The 24,895-nt window shown below is 75.3% G+C and carries 26 protein-coding genes and 1 pseudogene; 16 read left to right on the top strand and 11 right to left on the bottom strand.

Going from position 1 to position 24,895, the window contains the following annotated elements; all coding sequences use genetic code 11:
* From ABZW03_RS13910 to ABZW03_RS13930, 5 genes are all read left to right on the top strand, one after another.
* On the top strand, nucleotides 1-1,539 hold a 1,539-nt coding region (locus ABZW03_RS13910; RefSeq protein ID WP_355256410.1), incomplete at its 5' end, for an aldehyde dehydrogenase family protein.
* 25 nt (nucleotides 1,540-1,564) lie between these two features.
* On the top strand, nucleotides 1,565-3,178 hold the full coding sequence (locus ABZW03_RS13915; RefSeq protein WP_355256413.1) for a long-chain fatty acid--CoA ligase: 1,614 nt from the start codon (nucleotides 1,565-1,567) through the stop codon (nucleotides 3,176-3,178).
* A gap of 184 nt (nucleotides 3,179-3,362) precedes the next feature.
* A complete protein-coding gene (locus tag ABZW03_RS13920; RefSeq protein WP_355256415.1) occupies nucleotides 3,363-4,322 on the top strand; it encodes an RNA polymerase sigma-70 factor in 960 nt (319 codons plus the stop codon).
* Complete coding sequence (locus ABZW03_RS13925) at nucleotides 4,319-4,933, top strand: hypothetical protein (protein WP_355256418.1); 615 nt, start codon at nucleotides 4,319-4,321, stop codon at nucleotides 4,931-4,933. The genes ABZW03_RS13920 and ABZW03_RS13925 overlap by 4 nt, the downstream gene beginning before the upstream one ends.
* 56 nt (nucleotides 4,934-4,989) lie before the next feature.
* Complete coding sequence (locus ABZW03_RS13930) at nucleotides 4,990-6,273, top strand: FAD-dependent oxidoreductase (RefSeq protein WP_355256421.1); 1,284 nt, start codon at nucleotides 4,990-4,992, stop codon at nucleotides 6,271-6,273.
* A 126-nt stretch (nucleotides 6,274-6,399) separates the two neighbouring features.
* Here ABZW03_RS13930 and ABZW03_RS13935 read toward each other — a convergent pair whose 3' ends face one another.
* Nucleotides 6,400-7,062 carry a maleylpyruvate isomerase family mycothiol-dependent enzyme gene (locus ABZW03_RS13935; RefSeq protein ID WP_355256424.1) on the bottom strand — a complete coding sequence of 221 codons (663 nt, stop codon included), beginning with the start codon at nucleotides 7,060-7,062 and terminating at the stop codon, nucleotides 6,400-6,402.
* A gap of 71 nt (nucleotides 7,063-7,133) precedes the next feature.
* Between ABZW03_RS13935 and ABZW03_RS13940 the strand changes: the two genes are divergently transcribed.
* The gene (locus ABZW03_RS13940; protein WP_355256427.1) at nucleotides 7,134-8,282 is read left to right on the top strand and encodes a LysR family transcriptional regulator; all 1,149 of its coding nucleotides are present in this window, start codon (nucleotides 7,134-7,136) and stop codon (nucleotides 8,280-8,282) included.
* Here the strand turns inward: ABZW03_RS13940 and ABZW03_RS13945 are convergent.
* Nucleotides 8,195-9,349: an erythromycin esterase family protein gene (locus tag ABZW03_RS13945; protein ID WP_355256430.1), complete on the bottom strand. Its 1,155-nt coding sequence runs from the start codon at nucleotides 9,347-9,349 to the stop codon at nucleotides 8,195-8,197. The two genes, ABZW03_RS13940 and ABZW03_RS13945, sit on opposite strands and share 88 nt — an antisense overlap.
* A gap of 147 nt (nucleotides 9,350-9,496) precedes the next feature.
* Between ABZW03_RS13945 and ABZW03_RS13950 the strand changes: the two genes are divergently transcribed.
* Complete coding sequence (locus ABZW03_RS13950) at nucleotides 9,497-10,216, top strand: TioE family transcriptional regulator (RefSeq protein WP_355256432.1); 720 nt, start codon at nucleotides 9,497-9,499, stop codon at nucleotides 10,214-10,216.
* Nucleotides 10,217-10,250: 34 nt separating this feature from the next.
* Nucleotides 10,251-10,703 carry an SgcJ/EcaC family oxidoreductase gene (locus tag ABZW03_RS13955; protein ID WP_355256435.1) on the top strand — a complete coding sequence of 151 codons (453 nt, stop codon included), beginning with the start codon at nucleotides 10,251-10,253 and terminating at the stop codon, nucleotides 10,701-10,703.
* A 192-nt stretch (nucleotides 10,704-10,895) separates the two neighbouring features.
* Here the strand turns inward: ABZW03_RS13955 and ABZW03_RS13960 are convergent, their stop codons facing one another.
* Nucleotides 10,896-11,597: a ScbR family autoregulator-binding transcription factor gene (locus ABZW03_RS13960; protein ID WP_355256438.1), complete on the bottom strand. Its 702-nt coding sequence runs from the start codon at nucleotides 11,595-11,597 to the stop codon at nucleotides 10,896-10,898.
* A 459-nt stretch (nucleotides 11,598-12,056) separates the two neighbouring features.
* On the opposite strand from ABZW03_RS13960, the gene ABZW03_RS13965 reads away from it, so the two are divergent.
* On the top strand, nucleotides 12,057-13,055 hold the full coding sequence (locus ABZW03_RS13965) for a ScbA/BarX family gamma-butyrolactone biosynthesis protein (RefSeq protein WP_355256441.1): 999 nt from the start codon (nucleotides 12,057-12,059) through the stop codon (nucleotides 13,053-13,055).
* An 88-nt stretch (nucleotides 13,056-13,143) separates the two neighbouring features.
* On the opposite strand, the pseudogene ABZW03_RS13970 reads toward ABZW03_RS13965, so the two are convergent.
* The 4 genes and pseudogenes from ABZW03_RS13970 to ABZW03_RS13985 form a co-directional block, all read right to left on the bottom strand.
* Nucleotides 13,144-13,302 (bottom strand): annotated as a pseudogene (locus ABZW03_RS13970) (transposase); the annotation flags it as partial.
* Between the two features lie 48 nt (nucleotides 13,303-13,350).
* Nucleotides 13,351-13,911, bottom strand: coding sequence for a hypothetical protein (locus ABZW03_RS13975; protein WP_355256444.1), 561 nt, complete (start codon nucleotides 13,909-13,911; stop codon nucleotides 13,351-13,353).
* A gap of 179 nt (nucleotides 13,912-14,090) precedes the next feature.
* Nucleotides 14,091-15,518 (bottom strand): MFS transporter, encoded by a 1,428-nt coding sequence (locus ABZW03_RS13980; RefSeq protein ID WP_355256479.1) that lies wholly within the window; start codon nucleotides 15,516-15,518, stop codon nucleotides 14,091-14,093.
* Entirely contained in the window at nucleotides 15,518-15,925 is a 408-nt protein-coding gene (locus tag ABZW03_RS13985) for a MarR family transcriptional regulator (protein ID WP_355256482.1), read from the bottom strand. Before ABZW03_RS13985 ends, ABZW03_RS13980 begins: the two co-directional genes overlap by 1 nt.
* Nucleotides 15,926-16,128: 203 nt before the next feature.
* On the opposite strand from ABZW03_RS13985, the gene ABZW03_RS13990 reads away from it, so the two are divergent.
* Nucleotides 16,129-16,797 (top strand): response regulator transcription factor, encoded by a 669-nt coding sequence (locus ABZW03_RS13990; protein WP_355256447.1) that lies wholly within the window; start codon nucleotides 16,129-16,131, stop codon nucleotides 16,795-16,797.
* A gap of 96 nt (nucleotides 16,798-16,893) precedes the next feature.
* Here the strand turns inward: ABZW03_RS13990 and ABZW03_RS13995 are convergent, their stop codons facing one another.
* The 3 genes from ABZW03_RS13995 to ABZW03_RS14005 form a co-directional block, all read right to left on the bottom strand.
* Entirely contained in the window at nucleotides 16,894-18,207 is a 1,314-nt protein-coding gene (locus ABZW03_RS13995; RefSeq protein ID WP_355256450.1) for a sensor domain-containing protein, read from the bottom strand.
* 147 nt (nucleotides 18,208-18,354) lie between these two features.
* A complete protein-coding gene (locus ABZW03_RS14000) occupies nucleotides 18,355-19,746 on the bottom strand; it encodes an FtsX-like permease family protein (protein ID WP_355256453.1) in 1,392 nt (463 codons plus the stop codon).
* A 5-nt stretch (nucleotides 19,747-19,751) separates the two neighbouring features.
* Complete coding sequence (locus ABZW03_RS14005; protein ID WP_355256456.1) at nucleotides 19,752-20,525, bottom strand: ABC transporter ATP-binding protein; 774 nt, start codon at nucleotides 20,523-20,525, stop codon at nucleotides 19,752-19,754.
* A 256-nt stretch (nucleotides 20,526-20,781) separates the two neighbouring features.
* Here ABZW03_RS14005 and ABZW03_RS14010 point away from each other — a divergent pair, with 256 nt between their 5' ends.
* The 6 genes from ABZW03_RS14010 (at nucleotide 20,782) to ABZW03_RS14035 (ending at nucleotide 24,554) form a co-directional block, all read left to right on the top strand.
* A complete protein-coding gene (locus tag ABZW03_RS14010; RefSeq protein ID WP_355256459.1) occupies nucleotides 20,782-21,402 on the top strand; it encodes a hypothetical protein in 621 nt (206 codons plus the stop codon).
* Nucleotides 21,399-21,599, top strand: a complete 201-nt coding sequence (locus ABZW03_RS14015; RefSeq protein ID WP_355256462.1) for a hypothetical protein — start codon at nucleotides 21,399-21,401, stop codon at nucleotides 21,597-21,599. The genes ABZW03_RS14010 and ABZW03_RS14015 overlap by 4 nt, the downstream gene beginning before the upstream one ends.
* A 7-nt stretch (nucleotides 21,600-21,606) precedes the next feature.
* Nucleotides 21,607-22,152, top strand: coding sequence for a hypothetical protein (locus ABZW03_RS14020; RefSeq protein WP_355256465.1), 546 nt, complete (start codon nucleotides 21,607-21,609; stop codon nucleotides 22,150-22,152).
* A gap of 52 nt (nucleotides 22,153-22,204) precedes the next feature.
* Nucleotides 22,205-23,110, top strand: coding sequence for a 2-dehydropantoate 2-reductase (locus tag ABZW03_RS14025; protein ID WP_355256468.1), 906 nt, complete (start codon nucleotides 22,205-22,207; stop codon nucleotides 23,108-23,110).
* Between the two features lie 178 nt (nucleotides 23,111-23,288).
* Nucleotides 23,289-23,684: a hypothetical protein gene (locus ABZW03_RS14030; RefSeq protein WP_355256471.1), complete on the top strand. Its 396-nt coding sequence runs from the start codon at nucleotides 23,289-23,291 to the stop codon at nucleotides 23,682-23,684.
* A gap of 210 nt (nucleotides 23,685-23,894) precedes the next feature.
* Nucleotides 23,895-24,554 (top strand): transcriptional regulator, encoded by a 660-nt coding sequence (locus tag ABZW03_RS14035; RefSeq protein WP_355256474.1) that lies wholly within the window; start codon nucleotides 23,895-23,897, stop codon nucleotides 24,552-24,554.
* A gap of 38 nt (nucleotides 24,555-24,592) precedes the next feature.
* On the opposite strand, the gene ABZW03_RS14040 is transcribed toward ABZW03_RS14035, so the two are convergent.
* Nucleotides 24,593-24,895 (bottom strand): hypothetical protein (locus tag ABZW03_RS14040; RefSeq protein ID WP_355256477.1); only part of this gene is annotated, 303 nt, incomplete at its 5' end.

The raw sequence follows: 24,895 nt of genomic DNA on the forward strand, positions 1-24,895 counted from the left end.
GTGCCGGAGGGCAGCCCGCTGGCCGGCGAGGAGTGGATCACCGGCCCGTACCCGGTGCTGACGGGCACGGCCGCGCTGGCGGCGAGCGTCGCGGCCCTGGAGGCGGGCCGCAGCCCCGTCGACGGGTACGCGTTCGGCCGGGCGCCCGGCGGGCGGGTCACGGTCCGCGTCCTGCCGCACGGCGTCTACGACCGGCTGCTGCTGAACGGTTTCAGCGCCGAGGTGTGGATGCCGCCCGGCGTCACCGAGGAGCGGGTGCGCGCCCGGGCGGGCCTGGGCCAGCGCCACCCGACCGGGCCCGGCGGCGTCGGCGGCGGCGTCGGCGTCGTGCTCGGCGCGGGGAACGTCACCTCGATCCCGATCCTGGACGTGCTGTACGAGCTGTACGCCCACAACCGGGTGGTGGCCCTGAAGCTCAACCCGGTCACCGACGGCCTGCTGGACGTCTTCGGCAAGGTGCTCGCCCCGCTGGTCGAGTTCGGGGCGGTGCGGATCCTGACCGGCGGGGCCGAGGCCGGCGCGCACCTGGTGCACCACCCGAAGGTCTCCCACGTGCACCTGACCGGCAGCGCGGCGACCCACGACGCGATCGTCTTCGGCACCGGCGAGGAGGGCGCCGCCCGCAAGCGGGCCGGCGAGCCGCTGCTCGACAAGCCCGTCACCAGCGAACTCGGCGGGGTGTCGCCGACCGTCGTGGTCCCCGGCCACTGGTCCGAGGCGGACCTCCGCTTCCAGGCCGAGCACCTCGCCACCCAGAAGCTGCACAACGGCGGCTACAACTGCGTGGCCGGCCAGGTGGTCGTGGTCGGCGCCGACTGGCCGCAGAAGGACCGCTTCCTGGCCCACCTGCGCCGGGCGCTGTCCGAGGCCCCGGCCCGCCCGCCGTACTACCCGGGCAGCGACGGCCGCGTGGCGCAGGCGCTCGACTCCTACCCGGGAGCCGAACACCTCGCCGGTGGACGGGTGTTGATCGGGAACCTCGATCCGGCCGACCCGGGCCCGGCGTTGACCACCGAGTACTTCGCCCCGGTCCTCGCCGTCCTCGAACTCCCCGGCGGTCCACGGCAGTTCCTCGACAAGGCGGTGCGCACCGCGAACGACCGGTTCACCGGCACGCTCGGCGTGAACCTCGTCGCGCACCCGCGCACGATCTCCCGCCTCGGCCCTGCCCTCGACGAGGCGATCGCCGAACTGCGCTACGGCACCGTCGCGTTGAACGCCTGGACCGGCGTCGGCTACCTCACCGCGACCGCCACCTGGGGTGCCTTCCCCGGCCACACGCTCGACGACGTCCAGAGCGGCATCGGCGTCGTGCACAACGCCCTGCTCCTGGACGGCCCGGAACGCACCGTCGTCCGGGGCCCGTTCCGCCCGGCGCCGCGCTCCCTCCTGCACGGCGAACCCGCCCTCTCCCCCAAGCCCCCGTGGTTCGTCGGCAACCGGACGGCGGCCACCACCGGCCGTCTGCTGGCCGACTTCGCCGCCGACCCCCGCTGGTCCGCGCTGCCGGCGATCTTCGCCTCCGCCCTGCGCGGCTGACCACGCACCCCCCAGGAGAACAACCGTGCTCAACCTCGCTGTCCTGCTCGAAACCACCGCCCGCGAGCTGCCCGATCGCGCGGCCGTGGTGCTGGGTGACACCCGGCTGACGTACGCCCAGGTCGACGCCGGGGCACGCCGGGTCGCGGCGGCGCTGGCGGCGCGCGGCATCGGCCGCGGCGACCGGGTCGCGCTGAGCTGTCCCAACCTGCCGCTGTTCCCGGTCGTGTACTACGGCATCCTCAAGGCCGGGGCGACGGTCGTCCCGCTGAACGTGCTGCTCACCGAGCGGGAGATCGCCTACCACCTGGCGGACTCCGGGGCGCGGGCGTACTTCTGCTTCGAGGGCACCGAGCAGCTGCCGATGGCGGAGACCGGCCGGGCGGCCTTCGCGTCCGCACCGGCCTGCGAGCACTTCGTCCTGCTCACCGCGGGCACCGCGGGCACCGCGGGCACCGCTGGCACCGCTGGCGCTGCTGGCACTGCGAACACCGCGAGCACCCCGGGCCCCACGGAGTGCGGCGAGGCGACCCTGGCGGACTTCACCCGCGGCCTGCCCGCCGAGTTCGACACCGTGCGGACCGACGAGACGGACACCGCCGTCGTCCTCTACACCAGCGGCACGACGGGCCGCCCCAAGGGCGCGGAGCTGACACACAGCAACATGGTCCAGAACGCGCTGGTGGGCAACCGGATCTGCGACGCCGCCCCGCACGACGTCCACCTGGTGGCGCTGCCGCTGTTCCACGCCTTCGGCCAGACCGTCCAGCTGAACGCGGGCTTCGCCTCCGGCGCGACCCTGGTGCTGATGAGCCGCTTCGACGCGGCGACGGCCCTGGAGCTGATGGAGCGCGAGGGGGTCGGCGTGTTCGCCGGGGTGCCGACGATGTTCTGGGCGCTGCTGACCTGCGAGAACGCGGAACGGTTCGACCTGGCCGCGATCGCGGCGGCGCTGCGGCTGTGCATCTCCGGCGGATCGGCGCTGCCGTTGGAGGTGCTGAAGGGCTTCGAGGAGCGGTTCGGCGTGCCGATCCTGGAGGGCTACGGCCTGTCCGAGACCAGCCCGCTGGTCTCCTTCAACCGGATCGGCCGCCCGCGCAAGGTGGGCTCGATCGGCCTGCCGGTGTGGGGGGTCGAGGTCCGGGTCACCCGCCCCGACGGCACCGAGGCGGACGTCGACGAGCCCGGCGAGCTCCAGGTCCGCGGCCACAACGTCATGCGGGGGTACCTCCACCACCCGGAGGCGACGGCGGAGGCGATCGACGGGCACGGCTGGTTCCGCACCGGTGACATCGGCCGCCGCGACGCCGACGGCTACCTCTCGATCATCGACCGCACCAAGGACCTGATCGTCCGCGGCGGCTTCAACGTCTACCCCCGCGAGGTCGAGGAGGTGCTGCACACCCACCCGGACATCAGCCTGGCCGCTGTGGTCGGCGTCCCGCACCCGAGCCACGGCGAGGAGGTGAAGGCGTACGTCGTCCGCCGGCCCGGCGCGACCGTCACCGAGCAGGAGCTCGTGGCCTGGAGCCGGCGGAACCTCGCGGGCCACAAGTACCCCCGGCTGGTCGAGTTCCGCCCGTCGCTGCCGATGACCGCCACCGGCAAGATCCTCAAGCGCGACCTCGCGGCCGACTGACCCGCCCGAGGCCCGCAGGAACCGCGCGGCGGCGCTCGCCCGCCGCGCGGCTCCGCCATGGCCGGGAGCACGGCAGCACGTCCAGCGGACCGGGCCCGGCGGGTAATCTGCCTCACAGCATGTCAGGATCGCCGTCGGTGCGGTGTCTTGTGGTCGAGCCCCTGCAGGAACAGGAGAGGACCCCATGGACACCACCACGGAACCCGGTGGGCGGCGGCGGACCGGCGGCGAGGCGGCCGGGCCCGTCAGCGGCGACCGCGGCGCCGTCGAGGCGACGGAGACGTTCGTCGCCCACCGCAACCTGCTGTTCACCGTCGCCTACGAGATGCTCGGGTCGGGGGCCGACGCCGACGACGTGCTGCAGGAGACCTGGTTGCGCTGGGTGAGGGTCGACGCGGCGCACGTCCACGACCCCCGCGCCTACCTGGTACGGATCACCACGCGCCAGGCGCTCAACCGGCTGCGGTCGGTGAAGCGCCGCAGGGAGGCGTACCTGGGCGTCTGGCTGCCGGAGCCGCTCCTCACCGCCCCGGACGTGGCCGCCGACGTCGAACTCGCCGAGAGCGTGTCGATGGCGCTGATGCTCGTGCTCGAGACCTTGAGCCCGACCGAACGGGCGGTGTTCGTGCTGCGCGAGGCGTTCGGGATCGGCTACGAGGAGATCGCGACCGCGCTCGACAGGACACCCGCCGCCGTGCACCAGATCGCCCACCGCGCCCGCCGCCACGTCGAAGCCCGCCGTCCGCGTCGCTCGGTGACCGCACGCCAGGCCGAGGCCGCCGCCGCGGCGTTCCGGCGCGCGCTCGAGACCCGGGACCTGCAGGGCCTGCTCGACGTGCTCGCCCCCGACATCGTGGCCATCAGCGACGGAGGCGGCATCAAGCAGGCCTCGCCCCGGCCGATCGTCGGCGCCGACAAGGTGGCCCGCTTCATCGTCGGCGGCCTCACCAGGAACGACGTCGCGCTCACCGTCGAGGCGACCATGGTCAACGGCAGCCCCGCACTGGCCCTGCACGTGGACGGCGAGTTCGACGGCGTCATCGCGCTGCGGGTCGAGGACGCCCGCATCACCGGCCTCTACTTCGTCCGCAACCCGCGGAAGCTGACCCGCCTCGCCGCCGAGACCCCCCTCACCCTGCGATGAACACCGGACCGAGCCCGACCGTTCGAGGAGGGGCCAGGACCAGGGGGACACCGGACGCCGACGACCCGCGCGGCGCCGGCCTGGCCGCAGCCGCCCTGCCACTGGTCATGGGCGGCCTGCTGTCCGCGGTGCTGCTGACCAGGTTCGTGCGCGGCACCGTCCGCCGGGTCGCCGGGGCACTCGCCTTCGCCGCGACCGGCGGCCTGGCCGTGGCCGCGATCCTGCAGTTCTGGCTCGGCTCGCTGAGCGGGTCCTACCCGGCCAACGCCGGAGCCGTCGCGCTGGGCATCGCGGCCACCGCCCTGACCGTCCTCGGCCTGGAGTCCCTCCTCGGATTCCTCGGCATCGGAATCGGCGCCGTCGCCATGGTGCTCGTCGGCAACCCGCTCTCGGGCGCGGCGACCGCACCCGAGATGCTGCCGGGCCGGTCCGGCACGCTCGGGCAGCTGCTGCCCCCGGGGGCCGGTGGCCGACTGCTGCGATCGACCGCCTTCTTCGACGGCCGCGGCGCCGCCTCCGCCGTCGCCGTCCTGGCCGCCTGGATCGCGCTCGGTGCGGTGCTCTGCCTGGCAGGCGGCCTGCACGCACGCCCCATGCGGGCCCGTCAGTGAACGGGGCGCCGTCCCGCCCAACCCACCGGTAGCGAACGAACCGACAGGAGCATCCCGTGAAGCACCGCATCGTCGTCCTCGGCGCCGGCTACGCCGGGGCCTACGTGGCCGGGAACCTGGCCCACCGGCTGTCCCCGGCGGACACCGAGATCACCGTGGTCAACGCCGTACCGGACTTCGTCCAGCGGCTGCGGCTGCACCAGCTCGCGGCCGGCCAGCCGATCGAGGCTCCGCCGCTCGCCGAGGTCTTCGCGGGCACGGGGATCCGGCTGCGGCTGGCCCGTGTCACCGCCGTCGACCCCGAGCGCCAGGTCGTCGCCCTCGCCGGGGCCGACGCGCTCGCCGGGGCCGACGGCGAAGCCGGCGACGGCAACGAAGCCGGTGCCGGCGACGAAACCGGCGACGGCGACGGCGAGTTCGGATACGGCGAGCTCGGCTACGACACGCTGGTCTACGCGCTCGGCAGCCACGGTGCCGACCACGGCGTCCCCGGCGTGGCCGAGCACGCCTTCGACGTCGCCGCCCGGCCTTCGGCGCTGCGCCTGCGCGAGCGCCTGGACGGCCTGGACCGGCGGGGCGGAGGCGGGCACGTGGTGGTCGTCGGCGACGGGTTGACCGGCATCGAGGCCGCCACCGAGATCGCCGAGTCCCGGCCCGGCCTGTCGGTGGCGCTGGTCGCCCGCGGCGAGCTGGGCGCCCGCCTTTCCGCCGGGGCCCGCGGCCACCTGCGCCGGGCCTGCGACCGGCTGGGCATCACCGTCCTGGAGCGCACCGGCGTCGAGGCCGTCGAGGCGACACGGGTGCTGTGCGCGGACGGCACCGCCCTGGCGTCCGACGCGACCGCGTGGACGGCCGGGTTCGCCGTCGCCCCCATCGCCGCCGCCGGCGGGCTGGAGGTCACCGAGAACGGCCGGATCGTCGTCGACCGCACCATGCGGTCGGTCTCGCACCCGAACGTCTACGCGGTCGGCGACAGCGCCCACGCCGTCGGCGACAACGGCCGGCCGCTGCCGATGTCCTGCGCCTCGGCCGGCTACACCGGCGTGCAGGCCGTCGAGGCGATCGTCGGACGCCTGACCGGCCGCCGGATCGCGAGGACCAAGCTGCGCTACACGTACAACCACATCAGCCTCGGGCGCCGGGACGGGATCCTGCAGATGGTCGACGACGAGGCGCAGGCGAAGCCGGGGTACGTGGGCGGCCGGAAGGCCGCCCGGATCAAGGTGGGCATCCTCGGGATATCGCTGTGGGCCACCTCGCACCCGACCCTCGGCATGCCCAGGCGCAGGCGCCGCCTGGCTTCCGTGCCGGACGCGTTCGCCGAGAAGGCGGTCGGGTGACCGACCGGAGTCCGCGTCCGCCCAGGGCGGTCCGTGCGCACAGGGCCGCCACCGACCGGCGGTAGGACGTCGGTGGCGCGTCGCGCATCCGTCCGACGTTGCGCACCCGGCGTTACGCACCCGCCGTTACGCTCCCGCGCTGAACCGTTCCGCGCCGGGCCCCGCCAGCAGCCCTGCCGGGACCCGGCGCCCGTACGTCACCAGCAGCAGGTGCTCCGCCCGGCCCTGCACGGCGAGCGGACCGTGCCCGTAGGACCAGTCGGCGTCCGTCGCCTCCAGCCGGACTCCGCCCACCCGTGCCCCGAAGAACCGCAGCGAGCCCGGTGTGACACCGGCCAGCAGCGCCGTCGTCCGCGCCACCGGCAGCCGGGCGGGCAGACCGAGCGCCACCGTGATGTCGAGACCGTGGACGGCGTCGTGGGCGAGGGCCGCGATCCGGCCGCCGACCGGCGGGCGCCAGGGGTGGTCGGCGTGGTCGGCCAGGGCGGCGGCGAGTTCGCGCTCGGTCATGACGGCGGCGTCGCGACGGGCGATCCGGTCGGCCATGCGGTGGACGTTGCCACCCGACCTGGCGAGTTCGAGGAGCGTGCGCGCCGTCGGGATCCGGAAGCCGGTGCTCATGTGCGCGGCCACCTCGCGGACCCGCCAACCCCCGCACAGCGACGGCGCGTTCCACTGCTCCGGGGTGAGGGAGGCGAGCACCCCGGCGAGTTCGCGGCGCTCGGCCGCGATCTGCGCGCGGAGCCATCCGGCCTGCCCGGTGTCCTGGTCGTACGGTGCGGTGTCCATGCGCCCAGCCTGCGGCCGGAACCGTACGCCCGTCCAAGAGCGGGATGTTCTGGCACCTATGATCAGGAGTTATGGAACTGCGGCAGCTCCAGTACTTCGTCACCGTCGCCCAGCAGGGCAGCTTCACCCGGGCCGCGCAGCTGCTGCACCTGACCCAGCCCGGGGTGAGTTCGCAGATCCGGCAGTTGGAGCGGGAGCTGGGCCACCGGCTGCTCGACCGCTCGGGGCGCACCGTACGGCTCACCCCGGTCGGTGAGGCCGTGCTGCCGCACGCCCGGGCGGCGCTCGCCGCCACGGCCGCGGCCCGCCGCACGGCGCAGGAGTTCGGCGGGCTGCGGCGCGGACACGTCCGGTTGGGCATGGTCGCCGGGGCGGCGCTGACCCCGCCGTCCGAACTGGGGACCCTCCCCGGCCTCGCCACCACGCTCGCCGCGTTCCGCCAGGAGCACCCCGGCATCGACTTCTCGCTCACCGAGGCCACCACCGCGCGGATGCTCACCGCCCTGCGCGAGGGCCGACTCGACCTCGCCGTGGTCGGCCTGCCCGCCCCCGCGAGCGGGCAGGAGGGCGACGACGGCTGGTCGGCGCTGACCGGGCTCGCGCTGCACACCGTGCTGGAGGTCCCGCTGTTCGCGGCCTGCGCGCCGGGGCATCCGCTCGCGGACGGCGCGGGCCCGGGCGGCGGATCCGGTGGAGCCGACCGGGGCCGCGACGCGCTCCCGGTCGCCGCGCTGGCCGGGCACGCCCTGGTGAGCACCCCGCGCGGCACCGGCATGCGCACCGCGCTGGAGCGCGCCCTGGCCGAGGCCGGTGTCGGATCGGCGGTCGGCGTCGAGGCGGCCGCACCGCCGCAGTTGGGCGAGCTCGTCGAGGTCGGTGCCCGGGTTGAGCGCCGCCACCACGGCCTGGGCGTGGCCGTCCTGCCGGACCCGGGCCCGGTGCCGGGCCTGCGGGTGCGCCCGCTCACCGGCCCCGTCCCCCGGGTGCGGATCGCGCTGGCCTGGCCGACCGGGCAGCCCGCCTCGCCGCCGACCGCCGCGCTGGTGGCCCACCTGCGGCGGGCCTACCCGGGGCCGGCGGGCGCCCCGGGGCCGGCGGCCGACCAGTCCCCCGCTCGGACTCCGGGGAGCGTTCAGGCCCCGGCCGGCACCGCCGCGCCGTCGGCGATGTGCAGCAGCCCGGCCGCGCCGTCGAGCACCTCCCGGTCGAGCGGGAAGTAGCCCTGCCGCGGGACGGTGTCGGTCCGCGTCCGGGCGTCCTCCGGCAACGCGGAGTCGATCAACTCCCAGGCCGCGCCGCGTCCCTGCAGGCGGGCCTCGTACGTCCCCGGCGCCGGCTCGGCCAGGCCCAGCGCCTCGCTGCGCCCCAGGCTCCCGGCGACGAAGACGTACCGCTCGCCCAGCAGCGTGCCCACGATGTGGCCCGCGCCGGTCCAGCGGCAGTCCAGCTCACCCATCGCCCAGGCGCTCGGGTTCCGTTGCAGGTGCCGGTTGTGGGAGAAGACCAGGGTCGGTCCGCGCCGGGCCTCGACCTCGCGGATGTCCAGGAGGTTCTGCGCCATCAGCGCGTCCCGCACGCCGAGCAGGGCGCTGATCCGGGCGCTCCGGCTACGGCCCCGGACCGCCGACTGCGCGTGGTAGCGCAGCAGTCCGGTCCCGGCGGCCAGTCGGGCGCGGGCCTCGAACCACGCGGCGGAGGAGGTCGAGGCGATCAGTTCCGGTGCCCGCATGTGGAGTTGGAGGAGGAGGTCGTCGGCGAGGCAGCGCAGCCGCGCGGCGTCGGCGGTGTCACCCGGCGACCGGGCCGGGTCCAGCACCGCCTCCGTACGGCTCCAGCGCTCGTCCTCGCCCGCCGCACCGGCGACGTCGAGGTCGAGCCCCAGGTAGTCGCGGGCGTGTTCGAGGTAGCGGCGCGGGCTGGGGGCGCTGTAGTTCTCGGTCGGGATGTCGAAGCCGTGGAAGGCCAGCCGCTCACCGGGCGGCCGTTCCCGGTTGAACTCCCGCATCCAGGCGACGAGTCGGCGGTTGGGTGCGAGGCCCCCGAAGCCGTGGGTGAAGCCCTCCCCCATCGCCGCGTCGAGGGTGCCGGCCCCCTCCCGGACGTAGGCGTCCACGGCGAACGCGGCCACCCGGTCGGTCTCCAGCGCGATCGACCGGAAGCCCCGGTCGACCAGCCGGGCGAACAGCTCGTTGCGGACCCACCCGAACGCCGGTTCCTGGTGCGTCGGCTCGCCGAGGCCCAGCAGCTCGCACGCGGGGGTGACGAAGTCATGCATGTCCTGGTTCATGAACCTCAAGCGTATCCTTGAAAGAACGGTTGAGACTTTTTGCTGCGCTACCGCTCTGCTTCTGCTCAGCGGTGACCGAAAGCTTCAAACCGCCTCGAACGATCGGCCGGCTCCGAACGCCCACCCGGCCCGGAACGGGAGACGACCATGCGCCCCGCCGACCTCGCGCGCGAGCACGGCATCTCGACCCAGGCGATCCGCAACTACGAGCGCGACGGCTGCCTCCCGCTCGCGGCACGCACGCCCACCGGGTACCGGATCTACACCGAGCTGCACGCGGTCGCGCTGCGCGCCTACCTGGCTCTCGTCCCGGCGTACGGACACGCCACCGCCGGCGCGGTGATGACCGCCGTCCACGCCGACCGGCTCGACGACGCCCTCGCCGCACTCGACCGGGGCCACGTCCAGTCGCTGCGCGACCGGGAGACGCTCGCCACCGTCCGCGCGGCCGTCGGCCGGCTGACCGACGGCGCCGCGCCCGGAACCGGCCTCCCCGCACTACCCGGCCCCCGCTCCGTCGGCGAGGTCGCGCACCGGCTCGGCGTCACCCCCGCGACCGTGCGCGCCTGGGAGGCCGCCGGCATCCTCACCCCCACCCGGGACCGCGCCACCGGCCACCGCCGCTACCTCCCGGCGGACGTCCGCGACGCCGAACTCGCCCACCTGCTCCGCCGGGGCGGCTACCGACTGGACCGCATCGCCACCGTGCTGCGGCAGATCCGCACGGCGGGCGGCACCGGCGAGCCGGCCACCGCGCTCGACGGCTGGCAGCAGCGCCTCACCGCCCGGGGCCTGGCGATGCTCACCGCCTCGGCCCGCCTGGACGACTACCTGGCGCTGCGCGCCGAACCGCCCCGACGGGCTTGACCTCAAGGCCACTTGAGGTACCAGAGTGATCCACATGAACACCGAAGCCACCGCCGACCTGCCCAGCACCGGCGAGCCCACAGGCACCGACCACCCCGACACCCGGCAGGCGGACGTCTCGGCCATCGAGCGGGTCGTCGCCGCCGTCGAGCGCTCCCAGCGTGCCAAGGACCCGGACGCGTTCCTCGCCCTGTTCCACCCCGAGGCGATCTGGACCACCGCCCACGGCAAGGTGCTCCTCGGCCTGGACGCCATCGCCGAGTTCACCCGGACCGTCCTGCCCGCCGCGACCTGGGACGGCGAGGTCACCTACGAGCCGGTGCACATCCGGTTCCTCCGCCCCGACGTGGCCGCCGTCAAGGTCCGCCAGGTCTACCGCTCGCCGGAGGGCGACTCGGAGGGCGCGCCGCTGTACGTCATGACCAGGCAGGACGACGGACGGTGGCTCCTGCACGCCTGCCAGAACACCGGCGTGGTCGCCGACTGACCACCGGTTCCGCCGCTGCCGGGCGCTTCCCCGGCGCGGGCGCGGTTCAGCCGAACCGTCCGCCTGCCCGCCCGGAAACAGGACAGACGGTCTGCCAAAACCAAACCGACTCAACTGTTTGTTTTGTGGCGGATCTCGGCAGGGACGGTCCACCGGACCACCCGTCCGACCTCGAGCCGCCTCGCCCGGGAATCAGGCCGGACAGACCTGTGCCGCGCCGCCCCCGGCCGGGGCGTCCGCACCGTCCTCCGCCGCTCGGGCCGCCGCCAGCTCCGCGACCACCCGGGCGCCCCGGTCCACCGCGAGGTCGAGCGTGGCCAGCACCCCGGGCACCGCGACACTGGGCATCACGTGCTGGTACAGCAGGGCGACCCGGCGCTCCAGGTCCGCCCGGCCGGACATCTTCTGGGACTGGATCTGCACCCCCGTCCAGGCCCCGGTGACCAGCCACGCCGTCTCGGCGGGCACCACCTGGGGCAGCAGTTCGCCGCGCCGGCCGGCCGTTTCCAGCACGGTCTCGGCCCGCTGGATCCAGCCGGGCGCCGCGCCGCCGCTGACGTCGCCGAACACGTCCTGGCCGAGGGAGAGCCGCGCGCCCGCGCTCAACACCGGGTCGCGCGGCATGAGATGGGCGACCACCATCCCGAGGTCCACGAACTCCTGGAGCTTGCAGTGCCGTTCGGGGATCTCGTCCCGGCCGAACTGCTCCTCCACGACCCCCTGCGCGAGCTCCCGCTTGGAGGCGAAGTGGAAGTACACCGCGCCACGGGTCACCCCCGCGCGGGCCACCACCTCACCGATGGTCGCCCCCTCGTACCCGTGCTCGTCGAAGACCGACGCCGCCGCCTCCAGGATCAGCCGACGCGTCCGGATCGCCCGTTCCTGTCGCACCATCGCAACCCCCCACCCGAAACGCTCGGCAAACAAAACCAAACACCCCGTATCTTACCCGCCGAGGCCAAGGCGGCCCCCGCGCCCCAGGCCACCTGAGGCCGCCCTTGAGCAGACCAAAACCGCGTGGACGGTACGGGTCGGGGAGATGGCCGAGATCTCACCGCCTCCCGTCATGACCGGAACAACGGCTCCTACTTCCAGCCCGCGCACAAGCGGACGACGCTGCGACAGCGCGGAACGCGCCGAGTCCAGCCGTCAAGATTCCCGCAGGTCAAGAAGGTCGGCCCGGCAGGCCTGGCCGCCCGGCGGCGCCCGCCCTCCACCCACCGTGCCCGCCCGACCACGCTGGGCCGCCGAAGAAGCTTTGTTCTGGCTCCTTGAAAACCAAACCGGCAGGTACGTATCTTACGAGCCCTGAGCAGCCCACCCCGCCCGTCACGGCCCATCGGAGCGCTCCCCATGACTCTGCTTGCCTTCCGCACGCCTGCCCCCGACCTCGCCACCGGCACGGACTCCGGGACGATCCCCGGCCCGGCCGCAGCGGCAGCTCCGGTGACCCGACTGACCAGCACCGTCGCCAAGGAGTACGTCCACCGGGCCTGCCACGCCGAGGTCTTCCTCACCGGCGGCGAGCAGCTGACCGACACCACCTTCGCCGTCACCGCGCAGTGGCCCCGGGCGCACACCTTCTTCAGCACCCCGGACGGCACCGGGCACGATCCGCTCCAAGCTGCTGAAACGATCCGTCAGGCCGGGCTCTACCTCGCCCACACCCGGTTCGGCGTACCGCTCGACCACAAGTTCATGATGTGGAACCTCGACTACACCACCCGGCCGCACCAACTGCTGATCGGCGCCGCCCCGACCGACCTCACCCTGGAGTGCCGGCTCGCCGCCCAGCCGCGCCGCTCCGGCAGCACGGTCGACTTCACCCTGGACACCGTCGTGTGGCGGGGCCCGCAGCCGGCCGCCACCGGCTACGCCCGCTTCACCACCGTCCCGGACGCGACCTACCAGCGGCTGCGCCGGGGACGCCACGACGCCGGTCTCCCCGTGGCCCCGATCGTGACCGCCGAACCGCTCCCGCCGGCCCGGGTCGGGCGGCTCCGCCCCTGCGACGTCGTGCTGACCCCGGCGAACGCCCCCGGCAGCTGGCGCCTCACCCCCGACTTCCGGCACCCGATCCTCTTCGACCACGTCAATGACCACATCCCCGGCATGGTGCTGCTGGAGGCGGCCCGCCAGGCGGCCAACGCACTGAGCAGCCCGGCCACCGTCACACCGACCGCCGCGGCCACCACCTTCCACCGGTACGCCGAACACGACGCGCCCATCACGGTCACCGCCCGGCACACCCCCGCCGAGGCCCCGGACGCCCGCACCATCACCGTCACCGGCCACCAGCACGGCGAACCGGTCTTCACCACCCTGCTCACCGCCCACCCGAACCACCGCTGACCGGACGGCCGCCGGACCACCGCACGCACGGCCCGCCCGACCTTCCCGGGGCCGAGCCCTGACGCGGTGGTCAGGCGGATGTTCCTGCCCCCCGCCGGACGCGGGCCGGGGCGAGCCGGCCGGGCTCGGCAGGCTCCCCCCAGGGCCTGCGCAGGTCTGCGGCACGTGGGCGGGCGAGACGGAGCTGGGCGTGGGCGCCGATGACGATCCAGGTCGAGCGGTCGGCCGCCTCGGGCGTGCGGATCTCGGAACCTCGTCACCGGCAGGCCGTGCCCCTGTCGCAGAACGACCCGGCTCACATCGGTGCCATCTGCAACTCGCCGATGACCCGCAGGCCGACCTGCGCTGCCAGCCAGGGCGCACGTCGGGATTCGACCTGTTTCACGTGGACGTACACCGTGTGGTCCGTCGAGGGCTCCTCAAGGTGGAGGTCGTCGGCGTTCACACACAGTGTCACGTATGCGCCTCTGGTGCCCCCGCGGCCGAGGCCGACATCAGGAGCCTCAGGCCAGCCGGTGAAATCCCACCGCACCATGGCGGGGGCCTTCCCTGCTGCCGCCAAGAACGCCTCCACGGCTTCCGGGTCCATGCCCCATCTGCTCATGAAGACCGGGAGGCAGTCTGACGGGGAGTCAACCTCACGCGACGAGCCGTGCCGGTCGGCCCCATAGGCGTACCAGTCAGCATCCGGCATCACTCCGGTCAGCCGCTCCAGCTCGTGGGCCGTGGAGACCCGCGCTTCGAAGTCGACTTCGAGTTCCCTGGTGTCAGCGAGATCAAGCAGCTGCCCGACTACCCGCAGTGCCTCGGCGATGTCCGTCGTCCTCAGCACTGCCTGCGCGTGCGAGTTGCTCATGACGAGCAGTCTGCCAACCCGCCCTGCCGGTCGACGATCGAATATCCGAACAGCCTCCCGCTCGGCACCGGCCGCACCCAGGCGGCCCACCGAGGTTGAGGAACAAGCTCAGTCGGTGGGAGGAGGTGCTGGCGCGGCTCGGACACGATCCCGGGCGGGCGGAGCCGAGCGGACCGTCGTCACCGGGGCTGCGGGGGCGTTCCCAGGCGGCCGAGCGAACGGTCGGGCAGGGTGAGGAGGAAGAGCAGGGCCGCGCCGCCGAGCATGAACAGGGCGAGGTGGTGCAGCCCGCCCGTGGTGGCGCCGTGCGGGAAGAAGGCGGCGTTCGCGGCCGAGGCCGCCATGGCGCCGAGGTACATGAAGGTGCGCAGCAGTCCGGCCGCCGAGGCGATGGTGGCCGGGTCCGCCTGGTGGTAGAGGGCGGTCTGGGTGCCGAGCCCGATCAGGCCCTGCGCGACTCCCGCCGGCACGCCGACGCCGATCAGCAGGGCGCCCGGGCTGTCGGCGTGCACCAGCAGCAGGACGGCACAGGCCGCGATCTGGCAGGCGGAGCCGACCAGCAGCTTGCCGCGCACCCCCGGGCGGCGGCCGGTGGCTCCGGCGACCGTGAGCGCGGTCAGCGAGAGCGGCAGCAGCACCAGCCCGGCGGTGGCGGCGGACAGGCCGCGCCCCTCCTCCAACCACTGGGTGTAGCCGTAGAGGAAGGCGTAGACGGCGGTGTAGCCGAGCACCTGGCGCAGGTAGGTGGCGATCAGCGGACGGTTGCCGGCGAGCGAGCGCAGGTCGATGAAGGGGGTGCGGGCCCGCCGCTCGCGGGCGGCGAAGGCGGCGGCCGCGAGGACGGCCAGCACCGGCAGGTACCAGCGCGCCGGGTCGGGCTCCATCAGGAACAGCATCAGGGCGAGCAGGAGGACGGCGAACAGGGCGATCCCGGCGTGGTCGAGCCGGTCCGGACGGTCGCTTCGGGCCCCAGCGCCGGAGCGGGCGGCGGGCAGCCGGGCCGCGCCAAGCGCCAGGCAGGCCAGGGACAGCGGGACGTTGACGGCGAAGACCGTCCGCCAGCCACCGACGCCGATCAGCAGGCCGCCGAGGGTGGGGCCGACCACCGCGACGGTCTGGTTGGCGACCGCCAGCACCGTCAGCACCCCGGCCGGGCTGGACCGCCCGGTCCGCTCGGCCTCGCTGCGGGTCAGGTGCATCGCGGCGGGGTAGGCCGCGGAGGTGCCCAGCCCGAGCAGCACCCGGGCGACGATCAGCAGCCCGAGCGAGGGGGCGAGCGCGCCGAGCAGTCCAGCGAGGCCGACCACGGCCGTTCCGGCGAGGTAGAGCCGGCGCGGGCCGTGGGTGTCCACCAGCCGCCCGATCACCGGCTGGCCGACGGCGGTGGCCAGGTAGAGCGCGGTGACCAGCCAGGCGGTCTCGGCGGGCGGCGCACCGAAGGCGGCGCCCACCGGTACCAGGGCCACCGCGATCATCGACGAGTTGATCGGGTTGAGCACCGAGCCGAGCACCATCGGCGCGATCAGCCGACGGTTGAACCCGTCGTCCGGGGCGGGCCGCTGACGGCGGTACCGGAGCCTGGCCAGCAGGACGGCCGGGCGGGTCATCACCGGTTCAGCCGGTCGATCAGGGCCAGCGCCTCCAGCACGGTGGCGCGCTCGGCCTCGGTGTAGTGCTCCGCCATGGCCCGGGTCAGCCACTCCTGGCGGGCCTGGCGGCTGTCGGCGACGTGGGCCAGCCCGGCCTCGGTGAGGCTGACCACCTGGCGGCGGCCGTCCTCGGGGTCGGGGCGGCGGCCGACCAGTCCGTGCTGGTCCAGCGCGGCGAGGGTGGCGGCCATCGACTGCGGGCGGACCCGCTCGGCGGCGGCCAGCGCGCTGGCGGAGGCCGGACCGTCGTTGATCAGCCGACTGAGCACCGCGGTCTGGGAGGGGGTCAGGTCGCTGGTGCCGCTCGCCTCCCGGAGGGTGCGGCGCAGCCGGCTGAAGACGGCGCGCAGCTCGCGGGCGGCCAGCGCCGCGGTGTCGGGCTGCGCGGACTCGGCGGGTTCGAGCGCCTCGACATCCGGTCCGACGGGCTCGGCCGGGGCTTGACGGGCCGCGGTGGCGGCACGGGCGGTTCGCTTCTCGGTCACGGCTCCACGGTAATTTCATCAGTCTGAACTGTCCAGTCTGGGCTGAAGGATTTTCGGGCGCGGCGGGCCCGGATAATGACGGCATGATCGACAAGCAGCTTCGCGTCGTCCTCGCCGAGGACTCGGTGATCCTCCGGGACGGCATGGTCGAACTCCTCACCGCCCGTGGGTGCGCGGTGGTCGCCACCGCCGGGACGGCGCCCGAGCTGATCGCCGCTGTCACCGAGCACCGGCCCGACGTGGCGGTGGTGGACATCCGGATGCCGCCCACCCACACCGACGAGGGCATCCGGGCGGCGGTGGAGATCCGGGCCGCCCTGCCCGGCGTCGGCATCCTGGTCTTCTCCCAGCACGTCGAGACCGCCTGGGCGGCCCGGCTGCTGGCCGACGGCGCGGCCGGCATCGGCTACCTGCTCAAGGAGCGGGTGGCCCGGACCTCCGAGTTCGTGGACGCCCTGCACCGGGTCGCCACGGGCGGTACGGCCCTGGACCCGGAGATCGTCAACGGCCTGATGCACGGCGGACGGCGCAGCCGGGTGGACGCCCTCACCCCGCGCGAGCGGGAGGTGCTGGAGCTGATGGCGCAGGGGCACTCCAACCGCTCGATCGCCGCGCGGCTGGTGGTCTCGGAGCGGGCGGTGGAGAAGCACGTGGCCGCCGTGTTCGGCAAGTTCGACCTGCCCGCGACCGACGCCGACAACCGGCGGGTCAAGGCCGTGCTCGCCTACCTCGCGGAGAGCGGCAGCTCCTGAGCGGGCACCGCCTGGGCAGTCACCTGCCGGGCAGGCACCTCCGGAGGCAGCGGCCCCCGAGAGGGCGATCCCGCAGGCCCTGGTCGCGACCGCCCGTCAGAGCCGCCCGGGCAGCTCGGCACCGACCACCGTCGGCCCGCCGGGCGGGCTGTCCACCCGGAGCGTCCCGTCCACGGCCGCGAGCCGCTCGGCCAGGCCGGCGAGGCCGGTGCCCGCGCCGACCGCCGCGCCGCCGCGCCCGTCGTCCCGCACGGTCAGCCGGACCCTCCCGTCGGCCGCGCTCACGCTCAGCTCCGCCGAGCTCGCGCCGCTGTGCTTGGCCACGTTGGTCAGCAGTTCGGCCGCGCAGAAGTAGACCGCCCGCTCGATCACCTCCTCCGGCCGCTCCCGCAGGTCCAGCCGGACGTCGACCGGGACCGGGGAGGTGGCGGTCAGCCCCGGCAGGGCCTCGGCCAATCCGCCGTCCAGCGCCACCGGGTGGATGCCCCGGGTCAGCCGGCGCAGGCCGGTGATGGTGTCCTCGGTCTGCCCACGGGCCCGGCCGATCAGGGTGCGCAGCCGACCGAGGTCGGGCCCGCCCGCGCCGACCGGACGGCCGTCCGCCGGAGCGCCCTGAGCCAGCGTGGCGTCCGCCCGCACGTCCTCGGCCTGCACGTCGTCGGCCAGTACGTCGTCGGCCAGTACGTCGTCGGCCAGCGACAGCGTGATGGCGAGCGCGACCAGCTGCGCCTGGGTGCCGTCGTGCAGGTCGCGTTCCAGGCGCCGCAGCCGATCGGTGCCCTCGGCCAGCAGGGTGGCCCGGGCGTTCTCCAGCTGACGCACCCGCAGCTGCGAGCGCACCGGCCCGAGCAGGGCACGGGCCAGCGTACGGTTCGCTCCGCCGAGCGCCCGCACCGCAGCTGGGACGACGGCCAGCACCGCGAGGCCGGCCGGGACCGCGCCCAGGTCCAGCGGGCCGACCGGCCGCGGGCCCGGCTCCATCAGCCGCACCCAGAGCGGGAAGCCCGCCAGCCAGACGCCGCCGAGCGGCAGTCCGACCGCGGCCAGGAACCCGAGCACGCCCAGGGGCAGCCGCAGCAGGAGGTAGAGCAGTGTCCGCCAGGCCACCGGATCGGTCAGCACCGCCCGGCCCCGGGCGAACACCCCGGACGGGCGCGGCACCGGCGGTGGTGCGGGCACCTCCTCCCCGAGCAGCCGCCCGACCAGCCACCGGTGCGGCCCGCCGAGCCTCCGCGCCCCGAGCAGCGCGGCCACCACGAACGGCAGGCCCAGCACGGTGAGCGAGAGCAGCGCCCCCGCGTAGAGGACGGCGAGGGCGTACACCCCGCCGAGCACCCCGAGCGGCAACCCGAGCACCGCGAAGGCCAGCTCACCACCGCGCACCGACCGGTACCGCCGCCGCTCAGCCACCGTCCACCTCACCACTCACCCGCCGAACTCACCCACCGAACGGCCCCCAGCATCCACCAGGCACCACCGGAACCACCGCACCCACCTGCCTCTCCGTGCACATGGACCCATCGGACAACCATCACACCGACCCCGACCTCCCTCCGCTCACCCCCGTTCCCCGCCCGTCGACTCCACCGCGGAGCCGCCGACCGCCCACAGCCCCGTGCCCACGATCCCCGGCACCGTGAGCACCGCCGCCCCCAGCGCCACCCGGGCGCAGGCCGCGACCGGCACCACCGGCACCGCCGAGCCCGTCACCGCCAGGCTGAACGCCCCCGCGGCCGCGGCCGCCACCGCCGCGCCCAGCAGCACCCCGATCGCCGTGGTCAGGGCCGCCTCCACGGAGAGCATCCGCAGCAGCTGCCGCCGTGTCGCCCCGACCAGGCGCAGCAGCGCGAACTCGCGGCGCCGGTCGGCGGTCAGCGCCACCAGGGTGTTGACCGTGGAGACCGCCGCGAAGCAGACCAGCAGCCCGAGCTCCATCTCGCGCAGCCAGACGTCGCTCGCCTTGGTGACACTGGTCGCGGCCCCCGTCGCCCGGGCCGCGTGCTCGGCGGTACTGGTCAGGACCAGCATGGTGCCGGAGAGCCCGACCAGCAGCGCGACCGGGACCACCGCCGAGGAGAGCCGGGCCGCGTAGCCGCGCAGGTTGGCCTCCGCCAGCCAGCCCGCCCGGGGCGCGAGCGCCCGTGCCGGGGCACCGAGCACGGCCGCCAGGGCCCGCGCCGCCACCGGCCCCAGCAGCCCGACCGCGACCAGCAGCACCAGCGAGCCGAGCAGTGCGGCCTGCCCCGCCTTGTCCAGCTCCCCGGCCGGCCGGCTCGCCGCCAGCCGCAGCAGCAGCCCACCGCCCGCGAGCACCGCCAGCCCGGCCAGCAGCCTCGGCGCACCCGTCCGTCCCGGCCCGCCCGCGCCCTCGGTCAGCGCGACGGCCGGGGCGGGCCGGGTGAGCCGGCGGGCCGCCACGGCGGTGGCCGCCAGGCCGACCAGCAGCGCCACCGCGAGCCCGACCAGCGTCGGCACCGGCGCCCCGGGTATGCGCAGCCCGGGTGCGGCCATGCCGCGCCGCTGGAGCGCGGTGAGGAAGGCCCGGGCGGCGAGGAAGCCCACCAGGCCGCCCGGCACGGCCACCAGCAGGGTGGTCGCCGCCACCTGCGCGCGCACCACCCGGCGTATCTGCCGGGGTGTCGCCGCGACGGTGCGCAGCAGCGCCAGATCGCGGTGCTGCTGGCGCAGGGTGAAGCCGAGCGCGTTGACCACCACGAACAGCGCGACCAGGACGGCGATCTCACCGAACGCCCCGGCGATCACCACCACGCCCGGGCCGGACACCGCCGCCCGCGTCACCGCGGCCGGCGCGGTGAGCTGCGCGGCGACCAGCGAGCCGAACAGCGTCACCGCCGCCACCGCGAGGAACAGCGCCGTCCCGAGCCCGGCGAAGGAAGCCGGACGGCGGCGGATCTGCCCCACCGAGAGGCTCAGTACGGGACTGCTCACCGCCCTCACCCGCCCAACCGGCTCAGCCGCTCGCCGACCTGCGCGGCCGTCGGCCTGGTCAGCTCGTCCACCAGCAGTCCGTCGGCCAGCAGCAGCACCCGGTCCGCGTACCCGGCGGCGACCGGGTCGTGGGTGACCATCACGCAGGTCTGCCCGTCGGCGTCGACGCCCGCGCGCAGCAGGCCGAGGATCTCCTGCCCGGTGGCCCGGTCCAGCGCGCCGGTCGGCTCGTCGGCGAAGAGCACCTCCGGCCGGGAGACCAGCGCCCGGGCTATCGCCACCCGCTGCTGCTGACCGCCCGACAGCTGCCCGGGCCGGTGCCGCTCGCGCCCGGCCAGCCCGACCCGGGCCAGCGCCTCGCGCACCCGGGCCCGCTCCGGCGGCCGCCCGGCCAGCCGACCGGGCAGCTCGACGTTCTGCGCGACCGTCATCGCGGGCATCAGGTTGAAGGCCTGGAACACGAACCCCACCCGGGTGCGGCGCAGCTCCGCCAGCCGCCGTTCGGGCAGCCCGGACACCACGGTGGCGCCCCAGCGCACGCTGCCCGCGGTCGGCCGGTCCATCCCGGCCAGGCAGTGCAGCAGCGTGGTCTTGCCGGAGCCCGACGGCCCCATCACCGCCGTGAACGTCCCCGGCGCGAAGCCCACCGAGACGCCGCGCAGCGCCCGCACGGCCGCCGCGCCCCGCCCGTACTCCCGGTGCAGCCCGGCCGCGCTCAGGGCCGCGCCCGCCACCCCGTCGTCCGCCGCCGTGGCGGCGGCTGTCGTCATCCCGTTCATGCCCTCCATCGTGGGCGTCCGGGGCCGGGAGATCGATTGTGCTGGCACCCGAATCCGGGGTTCGGAAAACCGAACCCCGCAGGTGGTGCTACGTCCCCCGGCCCGGCGACCCGACCCGCCGGGCGCGGCCGTGCACCCGCCGGGCCCGACTGCCTACCCGCCGGGCCCGGTCGTGCGGTCCCTCGTCCGCCCCGCCCCGGCCGGCCCCACACCCCCCGCCGCCGGTCCCGCCCGCCCGACCGGGAATCATGATCCGGTGACCATCGACCTGTTGCCCGGCCGCGGCGTCCGGCTGCCCGCCCCGCTGCCCGAGCTCCGCTTCGGCCTCGCCGAGGCGGAGGTGCGCGCGCTGCTCGCCCCGCACGCCGAGCGGTTGCACGACGAACGGCTGCACGACGGACAACGGCCCGGCGGGGTGCGGAGCACCTTCGTCTGCGGCTGCCGCTGGGCGCTGGCCTTCGAGCTGCCCGGGGTCGCCGTGACCCTCTGCGCGGACGAGCGCGACCGCCTCGGCAGCGTCATGATCGGCCGGAACCCGAGCGACGACCGGCCCGCCTGCCCGGTCGGCTACCACGGGATCGACCTGCTCGGCTGGTCGGCGCACGAGCTGGTCGAGGCGCTGCGCGCCGAGGGCCTGCCGGTGCCCGACCCCGTCGGCGGCAGCCTCCGCCACGACGCGCTCCACCTCCACCGCGCACCCGCCACCCGGCGCCGGCCGGCCTCCCCGGGCCGCAAGCCGCGCCACCAGGAACCGTTCACCTTCGACGTCGTCTCCCTCTCCGCCCCCACCCCGTCCGCGGAGGACACCGCGGAAACCACCGGCACCGAGGACACCAACGGCGCCAAGGGCACCAAGGACATCGAGGACACCGCATGATCCCGCTCCCGACCGGCACCGCCGCCGGTCCGCACGACGCCGCCTTCCTCCCCCGCCGACAGCTGTCGCCGCGCCCGGCCGAGCAGCCGATCACCGCGCCCGGCCGAGCAGCCGATCACCGCGCCCGTCCCCAAGCTCGGCGGCGAGCCCTGCCGGCTGGCCGGGCCCACCTGGCCGCTCTCCCCCACCACCGGTGAACCCCTGGTGTTCATCGGGCAGTTCCCCGTCCCCGGCGAACCGGGCCGGCTGGCGTACCTCTTCCTGGAGGAGGAGGACGAGATCATGGGGGGCCTCGACCCGGAGCGGGGCGACGGCCTGCTGCTCGTCCAGCCCGGCGGGCGCATCCCACCGTTCGCCGTCATCGGCCCGCCCGGCCCCCGGGGCCGTACGCTCTGGCGCTGCGAGCCCGACGGCGGGCGGACGCCGGTCGAGTACCACCTGGACGTGGCGCCGCTGCCGGAGAACGTCGACCGGGCGATGGACCAACGGGCCGCCTTCCAGCGGTACCTGCGCGACGAGGGCCCCGAAGTCCCGTTCCCGGACGGCGACCACGTGCACGACCACCTCGGCGGAGACCCGTCCCACCCGAGCGGCCGGGCCCCGGTCCCGGCACCCTGGCAGTACCTCTTCGCCCTCGCCGACGCCCCGGACGAGGGCGATCCGTACGTCCTCGACTTCGGTTACGGCAACGGCTTCGGCTTCCTCAGCCCGGACGGCCTGGAGGGCCGGTTCTGCTGGGAGGCCCGGTAACCGCGCCCGCCCTCCGTTCCACCCATCCCACACCCACCCCACGGGAGTCACCATGACCACCACCCCCCTGACCGTCGCCGTCCTCGGCCCGGGCGGCGTCGGCGGACTGATCGGCGGGCTGCTCGCCCGCGACGGCCACCGGGTCGTCTGCCTGGCCGGCGAGCGGACCGCGGCCACCGTCGCGCGGGACGGACTGCACGTCCGCAGCGCCCGGTTCGGCGAGTTCACCGCCCGGGTCGAGGCCGCGACCGAGCTGCGCGAGCCGGTCGACGCGGCGTTCGTGACGGTCAAGGCGACGGCGCTGGCCGCCGCGCTCGACCGGATGCCCGCGCAGGCGCTCGGCACCGGGATTCTGGTGCCGCTGCTCAACGGCCTGGACCACATGGCGCTGCTGCGCGAGCGCTATCCGGCCGCCCGGGTGGTGGCCGGCACGATCCGGGTCGAGGCCACCCGGACGGCGCCCGGGCGGATCGAGCACACCAGCCCGTTCGCCACCGTCGAGCTCGGCGCGACCGACGAACCCTCCTCCCCCGTCGCCGAGTTCGCCGAGCGGCTGCGGCACGCCGGGCCGGACGTCACGCTGCGCGCGGACGAGACGGCGATGCTGTGGAGCAAGCTCTCCTTCCTCGCCCCGTTCGCGCTGCTCACCACCCGCCACGCGAGCGGGATCGGCACCGTGCGCACCGAGCACCGGGCCGAACTCCTCGCCGTGCTGGACGAGATCGGCGCCGTCACCCGGGCGATCGGCGCCCCGGCGGACGCGCAGGCCCTGCTCGACTCCTTCGACCGCGTCCCCGGGACGATGAAGTCCTCGATGCAGCGGGACGTGGAGGCCGGCCGACCGACCGAGCTGGACGCCATCGGCGGCGCCGTCCTGCGGGCGGCCGACGCCCACGGGGTGGCCGCCCCGACCATCGCCCGCCTGGTCCGCGACCTGGCCGAGACCGCCAACCAGTAGTTCCCGCACAGGCGTTCACCCCGCCGGGCAACACCGACGGGGTGAACGCCCGTGCCGCCGACGCCGATTCCGGACGGAGCATCGCCTTCCGCAGCAGCCGACGGCTTCCCGGCGAGATTCACGCCCGCCTCCGGAACCTCCGCACAGCACAGCGGCGTTGATACGGCGGGAGGGAGACATGACAAGGAAGCCGTACCGCCTGGCCGCCACCACGCTCGCGCTGCTGCTCGCGGCCCCGTTGTTCACCGCCTGCGACGCCGACCAGGCCCTCGACTGCGGAAAGCGGGCGATCAGCCTCACCGGCGACGTCCAGGACCTCGCGGACTCGGCGATCAACGTCGGGCAGCTCGCCGACGAGAGCCGCCGCAACCACACGGTCGAGGCGCTGCGGAAGGTCGCCGACGACGCCAGGAAGATCCGGGGGGACGGCGGCGGCCGCGGCGACGCGGCCGCCGCCCGGCTCGCCAAGGCCGTCAACGACGCCATCGACCGGGTCTCCAAGGGCCAGCAGCCCGACTACAAGCCGATCACCGCCGCCGCCGGCGACATCGGGAAGGCCTGCGCCGACGCCTGACGCACCAGCGCGACCCCGCACCACCCGCACGGCCGGCTCACGCACCACCCGCACCACCGCCTCACGCACCGCCCGCCCCACCGGCTCCCGGCCCGGCGCACCCGCCCGGCCGGGAGCGCGTCCCCTGCCGCCGCCCGGCCTGTCGCCACCGCACCGGCGCCGCCGGACGGTAGGAATGGCACCGGACCGAACCGCACCCCGGAGGCACCGGTGAACCACCCGATCCTCGGCCAGATCCAGGCCCTGCGCGCCGACCTGGCACCCGGCGACACCGCCCCCGCGCTGGTCACCGCGCTCGCCGACGGCACCGCGCCGCGCTCGGCACTGGCCGAACTCGCCGCCCAGCAGCACCGGATCATCCGCTCCGACCGCCGCAGCCTGCTGCTGCTCGCCAGCCGCACCGCGGACCGGCCGGTCGGCGCCTGGTTCGCCACCCTGGCCGAGGGCGAGAGCGCCGCACTGCGCACCCTGCCCGCGCTCGGCGCCGCCGTCGGCCTGGGCCGCGACGCCCTGGAGTCCCGCCCGCCGCTGCCCGGCTGCCAGGCCTACCCCCACTACCTCGCCTGGCTCGCCCTGAACGGCGAGCCCGCCGCCGCGGCCGCCGCCCTGGTCGCCAACTTCGCGGCCTGGGGCGGCTACTGCGCCACCGTCGCGCAGGCGCTGCGCCGCCGGTACGGCTTCTCCGACGAGGCCTGCGGGTTCTTCGACTTCTTCGCCCAGCCCGCGCCCGAGCTGGAGCAGCAGGCCGCCGACGCGCTGGGCCCGGACCGGCTGGACGGGCCGACCCTGGACACCGCACGCGAGTACGGGCTGCTGCTCCAGGCCTACGAGCACCTGTTCTGGGACACCCTGGGCGTCATCGACGCCTGACCGGGAACCGAGCCGCTCGACCCCGGGACCGACGGGCCTCAGGCCTGCCAGTGCGGCTTGCCGCTGACCATCCGGCAGTAGATCACCCGGCCGCCGGCGTCGTGGGTGCTCTTGCCCAGGTCCGCGTTGCGGCAGAACTGCCCGGCCTCGTAGCAGTTGCCCGCGTTCGAGCGGATCTCGCACCCGGTACCGGCGCCGGCCGCCGCGGGGGGCTCCGGGTCGGTCGGCGGCTGGGCGGTGGTCACCTTCGGCTGCGGCGCCTTGGTGGCGGGCGGCTGCGCGGGGGCGCTGGGCTGGGCCGGGGGCGCGACGGGCGGGGGCGTGGCCACCGGCGCCGCGGG

Source organism: Kitasatospora sp. NPDC004799, from assembly GCF_040609095.1.
Lineage (GTDB): Bacteria > Actinomycetota > Actinomycetes > Streptomycetales > Streptomycetaceae > Kitasatospora.